Genomic DNA, 16861 nt, shown 5'->3' with positions numbered 1-16861 from the left:
GCCACACGGCACGCGGCCTTCTGATCCTGCATGTCGAAATACTGCTTCAGCGCCACATATTGCAGAAAATGAACCAGGTTCGCCATCCATCCCTCCCTCAATCATGAATTGCCAGCAAAGCAATAACCAGCAAAACAATAAACGGCATGAGCGGGTATCCGGTTTCATTTTTTCCTGACATTACCCCATTCCTGCCATTCCGGTTCATATGGCGACTTCCCCCTCCCCGACCAGTTCATGCGCATGACATGGCCTTCGTGGTGCCATATTTCCCACCGCCAATATGGCCCCGGTTCCAGCGCGGTTGCATAAAGACCCGGACATGCGCATACGCTATATGTTCCCAACCCCGATACCCATGCCACTCCGATGACAGGTGCGAGAAAGACCCGATGAAAATAGCCCAGTGGATGCAGCAGTCCGGCGTTGCGTTTGGAACCAGTGGCGCACGCGGCCTTGTTACCGCCATGACGGATGCCGTCTGTTTTGCCTATACGGTGGGATACCTGAAGCATCTGGCCAGGCTGGGTGAGTTTTCGCCCGGCACCGACGTGGCCATGGCGGGCGACCTGCGTCCCAGCACGCCGCATGTCCTGCGCGCCTGTGCCGCGGCCATTACCCATATGGGCGGCCACCCGGTCTTTTGCGGTTTTGTACCCACGCCCGCGCTGTGCCTGTATGCTTTCGGACGGGGCATCCCCTCGCTCATGGTAACGGGCAGCCATATCCCGGCCGACCGCAACGGCATCAAGTTCAATCGCGCGCATGGGGAATTCCTCAAGCCCGATGAAGCCGCCATGCGCGAGGAGGATGTCGACCTGCCCGAAGGCATGTTTGATGCCAGCGGCGCGCTGCTTACCCCGCCGGCCCTGCCCGCCGTGACCGATGTCGTGCCCGGCTTCGTTGCCCGGTACCGTGACTTTTTCGGCCCCCATGCCCTGTCCGGCCTGAAACTGGGCATCTACCAGCATTCCGCCGTGGGGCGCGACGTACTGGTGCGCATTGTCGCGGCACTGGGCGCGCAGGCCGTGCCACTTGGCCGGATGGAGACTTTCATCCCCGTCGATACCGAAGCCGTCCGCCCCGAGGACGCGGCACTGGCCCGTGAATGGGCGGCGGATGGCGGACTGGATGCGATCCTGACGACCGATGGCGATTCGGACCGCCCGCTTCTGGCCGACCGCGCGGGCGACTGGCTGCGTGGTGATGTGCTGGGCATCCTGGCCGCCCGCTTTCTGGGGGCCGCCGCCGTAACCACGCCGGTCAGCAGCAATACGGCGCTGGAACTGGCGGGCTTTGCCAGGGACGTGCGCCGCACCCGCATCGGCTCCCCCTTCGTGGTCGCCGCCATGACCGAGGCAGCGCAGGCGGGCAGCCTGCCCTCGGTCGGGTACGAAGCGAATGGCGGCTTCCTGCTGGCCAGTAACGTCACACTGGATGGCCGCACCCTGTCCGCCCTGCCCACCCGTGATTCCGTTCTGCCCATGCTCTGCGCACTGGTGGCCGCGCGCAAGGCGGGCATGGACCTGGCGGAGCTGGTGCGCACCCTGCCGCCGCGCTTTACGCTAAGCGACCGGCTGGTAGAAATGCCAACCGCGCGGAGCAGGGCAAGGATTGCCCGCATGAGCGAAAACCCGGCACAGGGTGCGGCGGAACTGGGGCTGACACGGGCCTGCGGCGCGCTTGCCGGCGTGGACGAGACCGATGGCCTGCGCATGACGTTCGACGGGGGGGAGGTCATCCACCTGCGCCCCTCGGGCAATGCGCCGGAACTGCGCGTCTATGTCGAGGCGGACAGCCCCGAACGGGCCGATGCGTTGCTCAGGGCCGGGATCAGCGCGGTCGGCGCCTGGCGCGGGCAGGCATAGGCCCCAGCGGGGGCGTGCTGGAAGCCGCATGGGCAATTTTCCGCCTTTTGGCCGTTTTCTCCGGCCGCCGGTTGTGGAATGCTCAGGCCATGGAAACCAGACTTCTGATCAGCGGCTGCCTGTTCGGCCAGAAGGTGCGTTATGATGGCACCGCAAAGACCCTGATGCACGACAGCCTGCAACGCTGGCAGGCGCAGGGCCGCGTGGTACCGTTCTGCCCCGAGACGGCGAGCGGCCTGCCCACCCCCCGCGCGCCCGCGGAAATCATGGACGGCGCGGATGGCGCGGACGTACTGGACGGGCATGCCCGTGTGCGTCAGGCCGATGGGCAGGACCTGTCGGCCCCGTTCCTGACGGGCGCGCGCATGGCGCTGGACATGGCCCGCCTGCATGGCTGCACGCTGGCCCTGCTGATGGATGGCAGCCCGTCCTGTGGCAGCGGCTTCATCTATGATGGCGGCTTTACCGGCACCCGCCACGCAGGTACCGGCGTTACCGCCGCCCTGCTGCGCCGCAATGGCATTACGGTCTACGCGCCCGACCGGTTTGCCCAGCTGGAAGCCGCCATGGGCTGAAGGCCCGCCCCCCCCGTTCATGTCGGGCGGGGCTGTTGCCGCGTGCCTTTTCCCGCCGGGGCCCTGCCCCGGCTTTTCATACAAAACAGCACGGGCATTCCCATGGCCGCCCCATGCATGGCGGATGACTGAATTCCCGTGCCCTGTTCCACCATGGCGTGACTGCCACGGCTATTTCCCCTGTGCGTGGCCGGCACCACGATACCGCCACCCGGCCTGCGCGGCAGAGGGCACGCGGACAGAAAATCCCCTCAATTAACGCAACTGAAAATTATTATCATACTTCGGGGGCATGCCGGACCGCCCTTTTCCCTGGGCATGGCCCGGGATGCCCGATCCTTTTGTATTATGAATATATTATGGTTTCTGATACAAACCCATGAAAAATTACATAATATTTCATTTTTTACATGCATGTTCTTACATAAAATCTGTGGCTGCGGTACAACACTTGCCGCTTTCCTGACAGAAATGAATGAGAATCATTTGCGATTGAGTTTGATAATTATTATCAACACTCCATTCCTTCACATCGGCAGGCGGCGCGCGGTTGAACGACGCGCCAGGAGTGGTGAATTGAACAAGGCAGAATTACCCCCCACCGGGCCACAGGGCCGCGGGCTGCGGGTGGCCGTGGCGCTGGGCATGTCGGTCGGTTTTGGCGTGAACGCGGGCGAAGCCAGCGCGGACGACACGACCCAGCCCGCCCCCCGCCCCCAGGCCACGGACAGCACCATCAAACTTTCGGCCGTGCGCGTGGGTGGCCATGTGGATACGGATGACGCTGGCTACGCCGCCGGCAACACCAATAGCGAAACGCTGCACATCGCGCGCATGCCCGCCACCGTGCGCGACACACCGCAGACCATTACGGTCGTGCCGCAGGAACTGATCCGGCAGCAGCGCGCCTTCACGCTGGACCAGGCGCTGGCCAACGTGCCGGGCATCACCCTTTCCACCGGCGAGGGCGCGGGCGGCCTGAACGGTGACCAGTTCCGCATCCGTGGCCTGCAGGCCCGCCAGGACATCTACACCGACGGACTGCGCGATTTTGGCACCTATACCCGCGATACGTTCAATACCGAGAGCGTGGAGGTGATAAAGGGACCATCGGGCGAATATTTTGGCGCGGGCAACGTGGGCGGCGTGATCAACCAGAGCCAGAAGCACGCCCATGCCGGCAACAGCTACAGTTATGACCAGACCTTTGGCAGCGGCCCGCTGTATCGGGGCGCGGGGGACATCAACTACCAGATCAATGATGACATGGCCATCCGCATCAACGGCATGTACAACAGGCAGGATGTGGTCGACCGCAACAACGTGACATCGAACCGCTATGGCGCCGCCGTCGATTTTGGCGTGGGGCTGCGCAGCAGGACATCATGGCACCTGACGTGGCAGTGGCTGAGCAGCAACAGCAAGCCCGATTACGGCGTCAGCATGATCCAGGTAAATGGCATCTACCGTCCCATTACCGAATATGGCGTGGCACGCAATACCAGCTATACCCGCAGTTTCGACTTTGACCGCTCCAACATACACACCCTTACCTCCGCGCTGAAATCCGACATCACGCGGTGGTTCACGCTGACCAACGATACACGGCTGAGCCTGTACCAGCGTGATTACACCGCCACCACCCCCGCGGCGTGCTCGGGTGCGTGCGCGGCCGCCATCCTGAGCGGTGGCGATTATGCCCTGCCCTATGGCGCGGGCGGTGGCGCGGCCTACCGGCAGCAGGGCTGGGGGGTGCAGAACGTGATCATGGGGCGCGCACGCTTCGATACCGGCTTCATCCATCATGACCTGAAGGCCGGGGTGGACATCAACTACGCCAGTGATTCCCGCTGGCCGGGCAGCTTTACCAACCGTACCAACAACCAGACCATCCGCAACCCGCAATATTCCTATCCGTCCACCTCCGTCACCTTCCCTGACAGCGGTTATGGCAACGCCAATGCGCGTGACCTGGGGCTGTTCCTGGCCGACCGCATCCAGCTGACAAAACAGCTTGCCCTGTTCGGCACCGCGCGGTGGGATTCCTTCAGCAGCACATATTACACCCGCGCCACCGCCAGCCAGGGCCGGGCGGAACAGAAATCCGACCGCTGGAGCCCGTCGGGCAGCATCATGTACACGCCGCTGAAGGACACATCCTTCTACTTCACCTTCGCGCGGTCGTACAAGCCCGTCGGCACCGATGTCTCGTCGCTGGTTACCGTCAAGCCAACGGCGGGCGACGTGGCGCAGAAGGGCGTCAACCTTTCCCCCCAGCGCAGCGACCTGTTTGAAGTGGGCAACAAGTCCGACTTCTTCCACAAGCGCCTGGGCACCACGGTGGCCTTCTTCCAGATCAGCGAAAACAATTCCCAGTATTATGACGTCAATGGCGACCTGGAGACCGGCTTTGCCGACTCAGGCAGCGGGCGGCGCATCCGTGGCGTGGAACTGAGTGCCAACGGCAAGATCACGCGCGACTGGCAGGTCTTTGCCTCCTATTCCTACATGGATGGGCGCGTGACCCACAGCAACACCGGCGACAATGGCAAGGTCGCCCCCCAGGTGCCGCACAACAACATGTCGGTCTGGAGTTCGTATGACCTGTCGCACCTGCTGCTGCGGCCCGAATGGGGCAGCCTGAAGGTGGGCGGTGGCGCACAGTATTCCTCGGGCTACTGGGCCGGGCCGGACACGACCAACAGCGCGCGCATGCCCTATACCTTCAACCTTAACGGCATGGTGTCGTGGGATTACAGGCATTACCGGGTCTCGTTCAATGCCAACAACATCACCAACCGGCTGAACTATGCCTCCTCGTTCTCCGGCTCACGCGCCGTGCCTTCGTCGGGGCGCTACTTCATGGGCAATATCGGTGTCACGTTCTGATCCCGCCCTGAATGCCCGGAACCATGTTCCGGGCGCCACGGCGGCACAGGTTGTGGCAACGCAGCTCATGCTGGGGCAGATCCACCTTGACCGGGGCATGATGGAAGAAGCCTTCCTTATGTTCGAAGCGGCGGCGCGCAGCCATGACCCGCGTGCGCTCAACATGCTGGGCCGCGCTTACGAGCGTGGCTGGGGCACCGCCCGCAATGCCGCGCGCGCGGCGCTGTATTTTGCCGAAGCCGCACGGCAGGACTATGGCTGGGCCGCCTTCAACCTGGCTGACCTGTATCTGGCGGGCCGGGGTGTCGCGGCGGACCCGGACCGGGCGGGCAGGCTTTATGTCCGTGCCGCGCGTGGCGGCGTGGCCAAGGCGCTGACCATGCTTGGCCTGCTGGTGGAAGACGGGGTGATCCACACATCCCATGCCAGCCCGGCCGCCAGTCTTTTCCATGCCGCCGCCATGGGCGGGGACTGCTGGGGCGCGCTCAACCTGGGCCGCCTGCATCTGTCCCGCCACGATGCGCCCGCCGCACGGCCCTGGCTGGAGCGGGCGCTGGCCCATGGTTTTGACGATGTGTTCCGTGCCCTTGCGCAGCTTGTGGCGGGGCAGGCCGACCCGGCGCTGCGCCGCATCGGCCACATCGCGGCCAGCCGGTTACAGGCCACGACAGAATACGAAACCAAACCCTAGCAAGATCGTATTACGGATGAATGTATTCATAAAAAAATATTCCACCCCGTTCATCACGGGGCTTTTTGTGGTTTCGGCCATATCGGGCACGGCGCTGTTCTTCCACTGGATGCCCGGCATGTTCCATTCCATGCATACATGGCTGAGCATGGTGCTGCTGCTGCCGTTCGTGCTGCATGTCTGGCGCAACTGGGGGCAGTTCATGCTGTATTTCCGCAACCCCTCCATGCTGGTGGCCTGCGTGGTGTCGCTGGCCGCGGCCGCGGGCTTCATGGTCATGACGGGGCATGCCGGGGGCAACCCGGCCCAGCGCGTGTTCCCGCTGCTGACGCATGCCCCCCTGGGCACGCTTGCCCCGCTGTTCCACGCCACCCCCGATGAACTGGCCACGCGCCTGACCCATGCGGGCTACAGCGTGCGGTCCACCGACGAGACGCTGGAGGAACTGGCCACCGCCGCCGGCCAGCGCCCCAATGACGTGCTGATCCGGCTGCTGCCCCAGCATGCGGGCCACAGGCACTGAAGCCGATGCTGGTCCATATCCCCGCCGTACTCAGCCCGCAGGAAGTCGCCCATTGCCGGCGGGTGCTTGAACAGTCGCAATGGGTTGATGGCCGGGTCACGGCGGGCGACCAGTCCGCCAGGGCCAAGTTCAACCTGCAGATCCCCCAGGACAGCACGGAAGGCACCGCGCTGGCGGACCTGGTGCTGCAGGCACTGGGCCGCAACCCGCTGTTCAACAGCGCCGCCCTGCCGCTGCGGGTCTTTCCCCCGCTGTTCAACCGCTATGACGCGGGCATGCGCTTTGACACCCATGTGGACAACGCCATCCGCCCCCTGCCGGGCACGGGGTTCCGTATCCGCACCGATGTGTCCTCCACCCTGTTCCTGAGTGAGCCGGATGAATATGATGGCGGTGAACTGATCATTCAGGATACCTATGGCACCCAGTGCATCCGGGTGCCGGCGGGGGACATGGTGCTCTACCCCGCCACCAGCCTGCACAGCGTGCGCGCCGTGACGCGCGGCAGCCGGTGGGCGGCGTTCTTCTGGTCACAATCCATGATCCGCAATGACGTGCAGCGTACCCTGCTCTACCAGTTCGACCGCTCGATCATCGAAACCCGCCAGGCACTGCCCGATGACCATCCCGGCGTGCTGGGGCTGACGGCCACCTACCACAACCTGCTGCGCCAGTGGGCCGAACTGTAGACGCACGCCCCAAATATCGGAAACGGTAGGTTGCCGTATTTGCGGTATCGGCGGGACCGGAGCGCGATATGGTTGGAACGTTCACGCAGCCAGCGCCGAAAAACCGCTGCTGGCATTACGGGAGACCATGAAATGCCCAAGGTTCTTGTACTGTATTATTCCACCTACGGCCATATCGAGACAATGGCCCACGCGGTTGCCGAAGGCGTGCGCGCGGGCGGGCTGGAGGCCGATGTCAAACGCGTGCCCGAACTGGTGCCGGAAGATGTGGCAAAGGCCCATCACTTCAAGACCGAACAGGCCGCCCCCATCGCCACGGTGGCCGAACTGGCGGATTATGACGCGATCATTGTCGGCGCCCCCACCCGTTTCGGCCGCCTGCCCGCGCAGATGGCCAATTTCTGGGATCAGACAGGCGGCCTGTGGCTGAAGGGCGCGCTGGTAGGCAAGGTGGGGGCGGCGTTTACCTCTACCGCCAGCCAGCATGGCGGGCAGGAGACGACGCTCTTCTCCATCCTGACCAACCTGATCCACCACGGCATGGTGATTACCGGCCTGCCTTACAGCTTCCAGGGCCAGCTCAAGCTGGATGAAGTGACCGGCGGCGCGCCCTATGGCGCCACCACCATCGCGGCAGGCGACGGCTCCCGCCAGCCCAGCGCCAATGAGCTGGACGGGGCGAAATTCCTTGGCCAGCATGTGGCGGGTCTTGCGCGCAGACTGGCCTGAACCCCGCACCGCAACGCAGGGATGAACGCCCCCGGCCAAATGGCCCGGGGGCGTTTTTCATGCCGCCCCCGGCATGGGTGCCCCCTCTTCATGCCCCCATGGGGCATGGCCGAAGGCGCGGGTCAGGTAATCAATGAATGTCGTAACCCGAATGGGGCGCAGCGTGCTGGCGGGCGTGACCAGATAAAGGGCGACGGGGGCGGCCTCCCATTGCGGGAGCAGGCGCGTGATGCGGCCGGATTTCAGCCCCTCCCACACCATGAATTCCGGAAACAGCCCGAAACCCAGCCCCGCTTCCAGCGCGGGCAGGAAGGCTTCCGCATTGTCCGAGCGCAGGCGTGCCGTCTGTGAAAGCACGTATTCACGCCCGCTGGCCCGCTCATGCAGGCGGATCATGCCGGGGGCGGTGGTGTTGGTGTAGACAAAGCTCCTGTGCCCTTCCAGCGCACGCGGGTCATCGGGGTGACCGGCCTGCGCCACGTAGCCGGGCGATGCGACAAGCACCAGCCGCACATTGCACAGCCGCCGCGCCCGCAGGGCTGAATCCGCCAGGGACGCAATCCGCAGCGCCACGTCATACCCCCCGGCCACCAGGTCCACCAGCGCATCGCTGTAATCCATGGTAATGTCGATTTCAGGATACTGGCGCAGGAAATCGGGCAGCAGCGGGGAAAGATGGCGCACCCCGAATGTCATGGGGGCTGCCACGCGGATCAGGCCCGACGGCGCAAGCGTGCCGCCACGGGCCTGTGTCTCGGCGGCTTCGGCCTCGGCCAGGATGCGGCTGGCATGGCCCAGCAGGCCGCGCCCCGTCTCGGTCAGGGACATCTGGCGTGAATTGCGGTTGAACAACGCCACCCCCAGCGCCTGCTCAAGCCGGCTTACGGCCTTGGATACCGTGGGTTTGGAAAGCTGGATGTCCTCTGCCGCGCGGGCAAAGGAACCGCGTTCGGCAACCTTTGCAAAAATGGCCCAGGCTTCAAGATCCGGCAGTCTCATCATGCAACCCTACGCAATGCGCCCCATCCATGGTGTTCATAATCCGGAGACCGTTTCAGAAACCCGCCCATGAAACCACCTGTAAATCATAAGGAAGTTTTTGGTGAAACTTTTTGGGAAAAGGCGGTATCCGAAAAATTTTATCGTTATTTGTCAAACTGTTTTTTAAAAAACACGCATATGATGACGGGCTGCCCCGGCATTCCCGGATAATCCATAAGGTATAATATATGGAAACGATATATTTCCATCATTTCCATATATGCCATCACAGCCCTGCGTTACCATGCCTGCACGAACACGGAAAATGGAGTAAGGCAGATGATCGAGATCCGTCCCTTTGACAGGCTGGGCCACGCCAACCATGGCTGGCTGGATGCCCGGCATCATTTCTCCTTCGCCAGTTACCATGACCCCGCGCGCATGCACTGGGGTGCGCTGCGGGTCTGGAATGATGACATGATTGCCCCCGGCACGGGCTTTGGCACCCATCCGCACCGTGACATGGAAATCATCACCTATGTGCGCGAGGGCGCGATTACCCATCAGGACAGCCTGGGCAATACCGGCCGCACGGAAGCGGGTGATGTACAGGTCATGTCCGCCGGCACGGGTATCCGCCACAGCGAATACAACCGCGATGACGTGCCGACCCGGCTGTTCCAGATCTGGATCATGCCCGACCGCGCGGGACATGCGCCTTCATGGGGCACGCGTGCCTTCCCCAGGGATGACCGTGCGGGCCGGTTCGTGGTGCTGGCATCGGGCAGCCGGGACGATACCGACGCCCTGCCCATCAATACCGATGCCCGCGTACTGGGCGCCACGCTCCGCAAGGACCAGGTGGTGGAATACCCGCTGGGTGCCGGGCGGCTGGGCTATCTGGTTCCCGCGCGTGGCGCGGTGGAAATAGAGGGCATGCGTGTGGGCGAGCGTGATGGTGCCGCCATTTCCGCCACCGACATACTGCGCGTGCGCGCGTTGGAGGATGCCGAGGTCGTGCTGGTCGATACGGTCCCCTGATCCATCGGGGCGGGCGGCCCCGCGGGCCGCCCGAACTTCCGCCGGGCTGCGGCGTTCCCCCTTCATGTTACAGGAGGTTCCGATGCGCCATACCGTGAAGATCACGACCATCCTTGCCACGGTGCTCTCACTTGCGGGATGTTACGGCCCCCGCCACCACCATGACCGGGGCTGGCATGACGGGTATTACGGTGACGGATATGACCGCCGTGGCGGCAGGCCGTACCGGGGTGGCCCGATGGGCGGCGGTGGCGGCCGCTGGTAACGCGGGGACCTGCCGGGGGGCGTATGGCTGCCATGCCCGAACCGGCTCCCGCCCATGGGATGATTGCGCTACCCTGCCCCGCCAATGACCGTGGAGAGGAAGATCATGGACCCGAAAGCCGTGGCGGAAGCCTATTTCAGTCTGGGCACCCAGATCGAGGAAAGCCAGGCCCGCGTAAGCGATGCGGCCGAAGCGCTGATCCCCCTCGCACAGAAAGGCGATGAACACGCCCGCGCCGCGCTGGACAGCCTGCGACAGGCAGCTGCTTCCATGCAGGCGGAACGGACGCGCGCCCAGTACCTGTGGGATCTGGCGGCAGGCCGCAACCCTGCCCCACCTGCCGATACCACCGCCAGCCCCGACCAGCAGAACAGGGCTGCACGGCCCCACACCTTTCTTGACAGCCTGCTGGATGATCTGACCGGCACCCCGCTATAACCCCGGACGGGAAGGCGCGCCTTTTCCCGCCGGTAGAAAAGAGCAGGGTTTCCGGGTGCCGCCTTCTGTCAAAAAGGCGGCGTTCCCCGCAGCCTTCCGGTAAGGGCTTCCTGCTGTCCCGTGCAATGCAGTCCCGATCCGTCGTACCGGAAAAAAGCGTGGCGGGCGCCTGCAACCACTGGTCCCGTCCCGACTTTACCGCTCCAGCGGGATCAGGGGCGTGGCACTGCGCGGCCCTGTTTTTACATCCTGCCAGAAGGATGGAAAGCCATGCGCCGCTCCCTTGCCCTGTTTCTGCCCGTCACCATGCTGGTGCTGGAACTGAATGCATCCGCCCATGCCGCCGCCCCTACCGATCCACAACCCCTGATTGAAAATGCACCGGGGGCGCGGGTGGCAGGCTATCTCAACTTCTGCATCGGCAACGGACTTGCGCCGGTGGCGGACGCCACCCGCCTGCTGGACCTGCTGATTGCCCGGACCGGCGCGGTACCAGCCGATGAACGGGGCAACATGGATTACGCCCTTGGCACGGCGGGCGTGATCCGGCCCGCCACGCAGGCGGGCGGGCTGCGCCTGACCGATCTGGACATGCCCCGGCGCCATGTGGCCTGCACGCAGGTGCTGACAAAGGCGGCCATGGCCAGCTGAACCCGGACAGCGGGCAACGGGAATGGCAGGCTGGCCGCCGGGAATGTTCCACTGGGGATATTCCACCGGGGATATTGTCTTGCCTGCGCCTTTGCGGCATGAGGGGCAGCAGATTGTCCACCCCAGCCGCAGGTTCCCCCATGTCCCAACACACCCCCATCGGCCTTGACAATGGTCACGGCACCATCACCGCCGTAACCCATTCGGGGAATTTCCATCTGGATGAAACGCTGGGCTATGTCATCCTGCACTACGCCCTGGCCCCGCAGGGTGACCTGGCGGGCCGCGTTGTGGGCAACGTGCCCGATGACCGGCTGCACTTCACCCGCACCCGCGCACCCGAACGCATTGCGGCGGCCGACATCGTATTTGACGTGGGCGGCCGCCATGACCCCGCCACGGGCCGCTACGACCACCACATGAAGGACAAGCCCCTGCGGGAGGATGGCACGCCCTACAGCGCGGCGGGGCTTTTGTGGAAGGATTACGGCATCGCCGCCATCCGCAACATGCTGGCCACCCCGGTGGATGAGGCGGACCTGCCCGCCATCTGGCAGGCAATTGACAAATCACTGGTCCTGCCGATCGATCAGGATGACAACGGCGTGGCCAAGATGGGCAAGCTGTCGCTGGCCGATATCGTGTCCGCCTGCCGCCCCACATGGGACACGGCCGAACTGTACGGCCCCGAACAGGCACGCCTGCGCGAGGCGGCCGGCTTTGCCGAAGCCGCGACCACGGTTGCGGGCTATCTGGTCAATACGGTGGACCGCGTGCGCGCCAGCCTGAAAGCCGCAGGCCGCGTGCTGGCGGCATTCGAGGCAGCACAGGACAAGCGCGTTCTGGTAATGGATACGGGCATGCCGACGGAAAAGGTGATTTTCGAGCATGACCTGCCGGTCGTCTATGTCGTCTCCCCCGCCGGGCAGGACCGCTGGAACGTCAAGGCCGTTCCCCCCACGCGCGGCGATTTTGGCCAGCGCGTCTCCCTGCCCGAAGCCTGGCGCGGACTGGATGGCGAGACACTGGCCCGGGTATCGGGCGTGCCGGATGCGGTGTTTGCCCACCCCGCGCGCTTCATCTGCGGCGCGGCCAGCAAGGCGGGTGCGATCCGCATGGCCACCCTGGCGCTGGAAATCGACGCAGCCCAGGCTTCTGCCTGAACCCCCGTCCCGCCTGCGGAAAACCTGCGGGCGGGTACATCCCCCTGATGCCTGCCGGCAGAAACCTGACCGGAAACCACCCCTGAACAGGGCAAGGCAGGCAAGCACAGGTCTGGCATCACCGCCACGGTCATCATTTCCACGTAAATGAAACAGCCTGTCTGGAAAACAAACGTTTCCGGGCCGCGCCTTTTTTTTAAAAAGGCGACATGCCCCGAAGCTTTCTGAAAAAAATCTTAACCAAAAACATCCTTATGATTACGGGATGTTTTCCAATATTGTTGCTTCAGGCAGCCCCCCCGCAGGCTGTACGCCACGGCATGCACTCCAGATAAGCCGCATGGCATTTTTAAATAATACGTCACGGAACATCAAATACTTCCATTTTTAATATTAAGACAATTCTGTATTTTTATTATTCTACACGTCATGACGCAATCAGCATGCAACATATTGCGCCCCCCTGGCGTTCAGCGCGCATAGCCTTTCAACAGCCATGCTGGAGAAACCATGACCCCGACCATCCCGCCACAGAGCCAGCCACACCAGCCCGGCATCGAACGCCTGATGGACCCGCGGGCCGAGCATATCCGCGCGGACTACAAAGGCAGCGGCAAGCTGTCGGGCCGCAGGGCGCTGATTACAGGCGGGGACAGTGGCATCGGGCGTGCCGCCGCACTGCATTTTGCACGCGAGGGCGCGGATGTCGCCATTCTTTACCTTGAAGAAGACGAGGACGCGCAGGAAACCATCCGCCAGATTGAAGCCGAGGGCATGCGCGGCCTGGCCATCCGGGGCGACGTGTCACACAGCGCGGTCTGCAATGATGCGGTCGCGCGCACCGTGGCGGCATTTGGCGGCCTTGATATCGTGGTGAACAATGCCGGGGTGCAGTATGTCAGCAATGACCTGACCGATATTACCGATGAACTCTGGCAGCGCCACATGGATGTGAACATCAACGGTTATTTCTACATCGCGCGCGCCGCCCTGCCCCATCTGGGGCGTGACAGCGTGATCATCAATACATCGTCCATCAATGCCTTTGCGGGCAATACGTCACTGGTGGCCTATACCACCACGAAAGCCGCGGAAATGGGCTTTACCCGCGCCCTGGCCCTGCAGCTTGCGCCCAAAGGCATCCGTGTCAACGCCGTAGCACCCGGCCCCGTCTGGACCCCGCTGCAACCCGCAAGCTGGGGGCCGGTGGACCCGCAGGCCGTGGCCGAACTGGGCCAGAAAACCCCCATGGAGCGCGTGGGCCAGCCAAGCGAACTGGGTCCGGCCTATGTCTACCTGGCCGCGCGGGATTCATCCTATGTCACGGGGCAGACGCTGCATGTGAATGGCGGGATGATCATCAATGGCTGAACCGCTGGCGGGGCTTGTGCTGCCTGTCTCGTCGTGGCTCCGGCTTGCGCCGCATCGCCACTGGCTGGACATGCAGGGCCAGCGGCTGCTGGATTTCTCCAAGCCATCACGCGTGCCCCACGGCTTTGCGGCGCTGGGCGATGACGGGCGGCTGCAACCCGGGGCCGTGGCGGACGGCACGCTGACCGCGCGCATGACCCATGTCCATGCCGTGGCCATGGGCCGTGGCCTGCCCGGCTGCGCACCGCTGGCCGCCCATGGCGTGGCCAGCCTGCGTGGCGCGCTGGAGGACCATGACCATGGCGGCTGGTACCTGACACCGGCCATAAACGGAAAACCACCCGAAGAGTCCCGCAAGCAGGCGTACCTGCATGCCTTTGTAGCTCTTGCCGCCTCCTCCGCCCATGTGGCCGGGGTGGCGGGCGGGCGTGAACTGCTTGATACTGCCCTGCCCATATGGGAGCGGCATTTCTGGAGCGAGGCGGAAGGCGTATTCCGTGAAAGTTTCGCGGCGGACTGGTCGGATGAGGAAGACTATCGCGGCGCGAACGCCAACATGCATTCCGTCGAAGCCTGCATGGCGGTGGCGGACGTAACCGGCAACGGGGTGTGGCGGCACCGGGCGCTGCGTATTGCGGAACGCTTCATCCACACCTACGCACGCGATGCGGGCTACTGCCTGCCTGAACATTACAGCCGGGAATGGGGCGTACTGAAGGACGACCACCGCGACAGGCCAGCCGATGCCCTGCGCCCGTACGGCATGACACCGGGGCATTTCGTGGAATGGGCGCATCTGCTGCTCAGGCTGGAAGCGGCCCTGCTGCGCGCGGACGGCCACGCGCCGCCATGGCTGGTGGAGGACGCGATCGAACTGTTCCACAGCGGCATGAACAACGGCTGGCAGCGTGATGGCGCACCCGGCCTGCTTTATACAATCGACTGGGCGCGCAGGCCGGTCGTGCACAATCGCCCGCACTGGTGCCAGGCCGAAGCGATGACCGCCGCCGCCGCCCTGCTCAAGCGGACGGGCCACCAGCGTTACGAGCACTGGTACCGCACGATCTGGGATTATATCGATACCTACATGATCGACCGCCAGCAGGGCGGGTGGATACAGGAACTGGATGAACACAATCATCCCTCCAGCACAATCCAGGCAGGCAAGGCGGACCTGTATCATGCATGGCAGGCCACCATTATGCCGCTGCTGCCGCTTGCCCCCAGCCTTGCGACGGCCGTTACCCGGCCGGGAAGCTGAGCCGCCGGAAACATCGATGGCCGTTTTTTCTCAATGCCCTACCGCCGGTATATGTATACCTTGTCCAGATGCAGCATCTGCGCGCCAGTGATGTGTATCTTGACATATCTGGCGCCCAGCCCTTTTTTGGGATGGAAGATCAGGGGCCTGCCATCAATGCCGCCAATTGCCGCTTCCTGGTTGTGAAAATAGATGCAGGTATAGTTCACGTCATCTTCCGAGATACTGATCTGCACATTATCCAGCCGCCGCTCGTATTCATGAAATTCCGTATGGGGAATGACCCTGTTGAAAATACGGATTTCCGCAATTTCGTGTATGTCTTCCAGATCCACCCGCCACCATGGATCGATTTCGGCATCCGTATGAAAGCTGAACCGGCCGGTGGGCTGGCCCACGAGTGCCCGGCTGGCGTCATCTTCAGGCTGCGCGCCATGGGACCAGATGGAGCGTGAACTCTGGGTGGCCCGCTTGCCGCCGCTGACCAGGGTGCCCTGCGGGCGCGCAAGCCCGAGATAATCCAGCCGGACCGCATCCAGATGCGCGAAATCCACATATTCCAGCGGGTTGAGATAGCCAAGCCGGGACAGTTTCCTTTCCGTGCCAAGCGTGGAAAAGGCATATTCCCGTTTCAGGTCAATGAACAGGTCCTGCAATGCCGCATGGGCTTCATATATATCCTTTATGTAGCCCCTGTTTTTGAAATACTCGATATTTTCCCTTACAAATATGGGATAGCTTTCATCCACGGGCACATAGCGGGCCAGTTCATCGGCGGACCATATCCGGATGCCGATATCGATCTGCTGCCGCAGGCGTTTTTCATCCTTCATGAGATTGGGCCAGAAATCATGAGCATGGGCATAGGACGAAAACTTTTTCAGTAACCGCTCCACCCCGCCCATATGGGTGAAATGCCACCCGGCATCATGGATGACATTATGCGCGATGCCGGCAGTCCGGGCGATTGCGGGCATGTTGTAGCGCGCCACGCTCAGGCTGTCGTTCCCGCCCTTTTTTTCCACATCCAGGGCATCAAGATATTTTTTAGGCAGCGCATAGGCCGCATCCCAGTCATGGCGGTATACCATGTTGAGATAATACTGATACATATTCATTGAAAACTGGGTGACGCCATCAAACTCCAGGGCCTTCTGCAGCGCAGCCCTGCGCGGTATTTCATCGACATCGGAAAAGATGATCAGGTCATCGGGCCGGACATGGGCAATGGCTTTCCTGATCTGCTCCTTCTGGTAGGTATCGCGGCTCCAGTGATCGGAACCGGCGGGAAAAAAATCAACGGAAAAATGGATGATCCGGTCCTGGTAACGTTTGTACCGCCCGGCATTTTCCAGGAACAGCTTGGGTTTCGGGTCACCATTGAAGGTCAGTGACGATTCGCATATTACAAAATAATCAACAATATCATTTAATTCACGCAACCTGATATCAAGTATATCAAGCTCATCAAAAAAAGAAAAGCAATCATATACTTTGCGCATTACAGTTCCCATATATTGTGTAGGGTGTGGAAAACACGTCCGCCCCATCCGCTTCATGGTCCGGTTTCAGTGTCCGGACGCGGGCACCCTACGCAAATTTACTAACGGAAATCTTACCGCCGCCGCGCTTATTGCAACGCCCCGTTCACACCTGCGCCAGCAGGGCCGCACGGCACGGGCGGGCACGCAGGGAAAATGCCCCGCGCCCCCGTACACGCGCCCCG

Annotated in this window: 16 protein-coding genes; 14 read left to right on the top strand and 2 right to left on the bottom strand. The window is 62.8% G+C overall.

Features of this window, described 5'->3' with window-relative positions; genetic code table 11:
- The first annotated feature begins 410 nt into the window (after positions 1–410).
- The 7 genes from GWK63_RS06850 (at position 411) to wrbA (ending at position 7964) form a co-directional block, all read left to right on the top strand.
- Positions 411–1868: a phosphomannomutase gene (locus GWK63_RS06850; RefSeq protein ID WP_007398291.1), complete on the top strand. Its 1458-nt coding sequence runs from the start codon at positions 411–413 to the stop codon at positions 1866–1868.
- Between the two features lie 89 nt (positions 1869–1957).
- Positions 1958–2443, top strand: coding sequence for a DUF523 domain-containing protein (locus GWK63_RS06845; protein ID WP_034927792.1), 486 nt, complete (start codon positions 1958–1960; stop codon positions 2441–2443).
- A 576-nt stretch (positions 2444–3019) separates the two neighbouring features.
- Positions 3020–5332, top strand: a complete 2313-nt coding sequence (locus GWK63_RS06840; RefSeq protein ID WP_007398287.1) for a TonB-dependent receptor — start codon at positions 3020–3022, stop codon at positions 5330–5332.
- Entirely contained in the window at positions 5319–6023 is a 705-nt protein-coding gene (locus tag GWK63_RS06835; protein WP_007398286.1) for a tetratricopeptide repeat protein, read from the top strand. Before GWK63_RS06840 ends, GWK63_RS06835 begins: the two co-directional genes overlap by 14 nt.
- 16 nt (positions 6024–6039) lie before the next feature.
- A complete protein-coding gene (locus GWK63_RS06830) occupies positions 6040–6546 on the top strand; it encodes a hypothetical protein (RefSeq protein WP_007398285.1) in 507 nt (168 codons plus the stop codon).
- Between the two features lie 5 nt (positions 6547–6551).
- Positions 6552–7235 carry a Fe2+-dependent dioxygenase gene (locus tag GWK63_RS06825; protein ID WP_007398284.1) on the top strand — a complete coding sequence of 228 codons (684 nt, stop codon included), beginning with the start codon at positions 6552–6554 and terminating at the stop codon, positions 7233–7235.
- A gap of 132 nt (positions 7236–7367) precedes the next feature.
- The gene (gene wrbA / locus GWK63_RS06820; protein WP_007398283.1) at positions 7368–7964 is read left to right on the top strand and encodes an NAD(P)H:quinone oxidoreductase; all 597 of its coding nucleotides are present in this window, start codon (positions 7368–7370) and stop codon (positions 7962–7964) included.
- 57 nt (positions 7965–8021) lie between these two features.
- Here wrbA and GWK63_RS06815 read toward each other — a convergent pair whose 3' ends face one another.
- The gene (locus GWK63_RS06815; RefSeq protein ID WP_034927912.1) at positions 8022–8963 is read right to left on the bottom strand and encodes a LysR family transcriptional regulator; all 942 of its coding nucleotides are present in this window, start codon (positions 8961–8963) and stop codon (positions 8022–8024) included.
- A gap of 321 nt (positions 8964–9284) precedes the next feature.
- Between GWK63_RS06815 and GWK63_RS06810 the strand changes: the two genes are divergently transcribed.
- The 7 genes from GWK63_RS06810 to GWK63_RS06780 all read left to right on the top strand — a co-directional run bounded on the left by GWK63_RS06810 (position 9285) and on the right by GWK63_RS06780 (position 15135).
- On the top strand, positions 9285–9986 hold the full coding sequence (locus tag GWK63_RS06810; protein ID WP_007398280.1) for a pirin family protein: 702 nt from the start codon (positions 9285–9287) through the stop codon (positions 9984–9986).
- Positions 9987–10068: 82 nt separating this feature from the next.
- Positions 10069–10251, top strand: a complete 183-nt coding sequence (locus GWK63_RS06805; RefSeq protein ID WP_007398279.1) for a hypothetical protein — start codon at positions 10069–10071, stop codon at positions 10249–10251.
- Positions 10252–10356: 105 nt separating this feature from the next.
- Complete coding sequence (locus tag GWK63_RS06800; RefSeq protein ID WP_039998842.1) at positions 10357–10689, top strand: hypothetical protein; 333 nt, start codon at positions 10357–10359, stop codon at positions 10687–10689.
- Between the two features lie 270 nt (positions 10690–10959).
- Entirely contained in the window at positions 10960–11340 is a 381-nt protein-coding gene (locus tag GWK63_RS06795) for a hypothetical protein (protein WP_007398277.1), read from the top strand.
- 140 nt (positions 11341–11480) lie between these two features.
- The gene (locus tag GWK63_RS06790; protein ID WP_039998764.1) at positions 11481–12503 is read left to right on the top strand and encodes an MYG1 family protein; all 1023 of its coding nucleotides are present in this window, start codon (positions 11481–11483) and stop codon (positions 12501–12503) included.
- A gap of 510 nt (positions 12504–13013) precedes the next feature.
- On the top strand, positions 13014–13874 hold the full coding sequence (locus GWK63_RS06785) for a glucose 1-dehydrogenase (RefSeq protein ID WP_039998763.1): 861 nt from the start codon (positions 13014–13016) through the stop codon (positions 13872–13874).
- Complete coding sequence (locus tag GWK63_RS06780) at positions 13867–15135, top strand: AGE family epimerase/isomerase (protein ID WP_007398272.1); 1269 nt, start codon at positions 13867–13869, stop codon at positions 15133–15135. The genes GWK63_RS06785 and GWK63_RS06780 overlap by 8 nt, the downstream gene beginning before the upstream one ends.
- 38 nt (positions 15136–15173) lie before the next feature.
- Here GWK63_RS06780 and GWK63_RS06775 read toward each other — a convergent pair whose 3' ends face one another.
- A complete protein-coding gene (locus tag GWK63_RS06775) occupies positions 15174–16637 on the bottom strand; it encodes a discoidin domain-containing protein (RefSeq protein WP_007398271.1) in 1464 nt (487 codons plus the stop codon).
- Between the last annotated feature and the right edge of the window lie 224 nt (positions 16638–16861).

It is taken from the genome of Komagataeibacter rhaeticus, from assembly GCF_011611525.1.
GTDB classification, from domain to species: domain Bacteria; phylum Pseudomonadota; class Alphaproteobacteria; order Acetobacterales; family Acetobacteraceae; genus Komagataeibacter; species Komagataeibacter rhaeticus.
The sequence above is the reverse complement of the archived record's forward strand: the minus strand, read 5'-3'. Positions and strand labels throughout refer to the sequence as shown.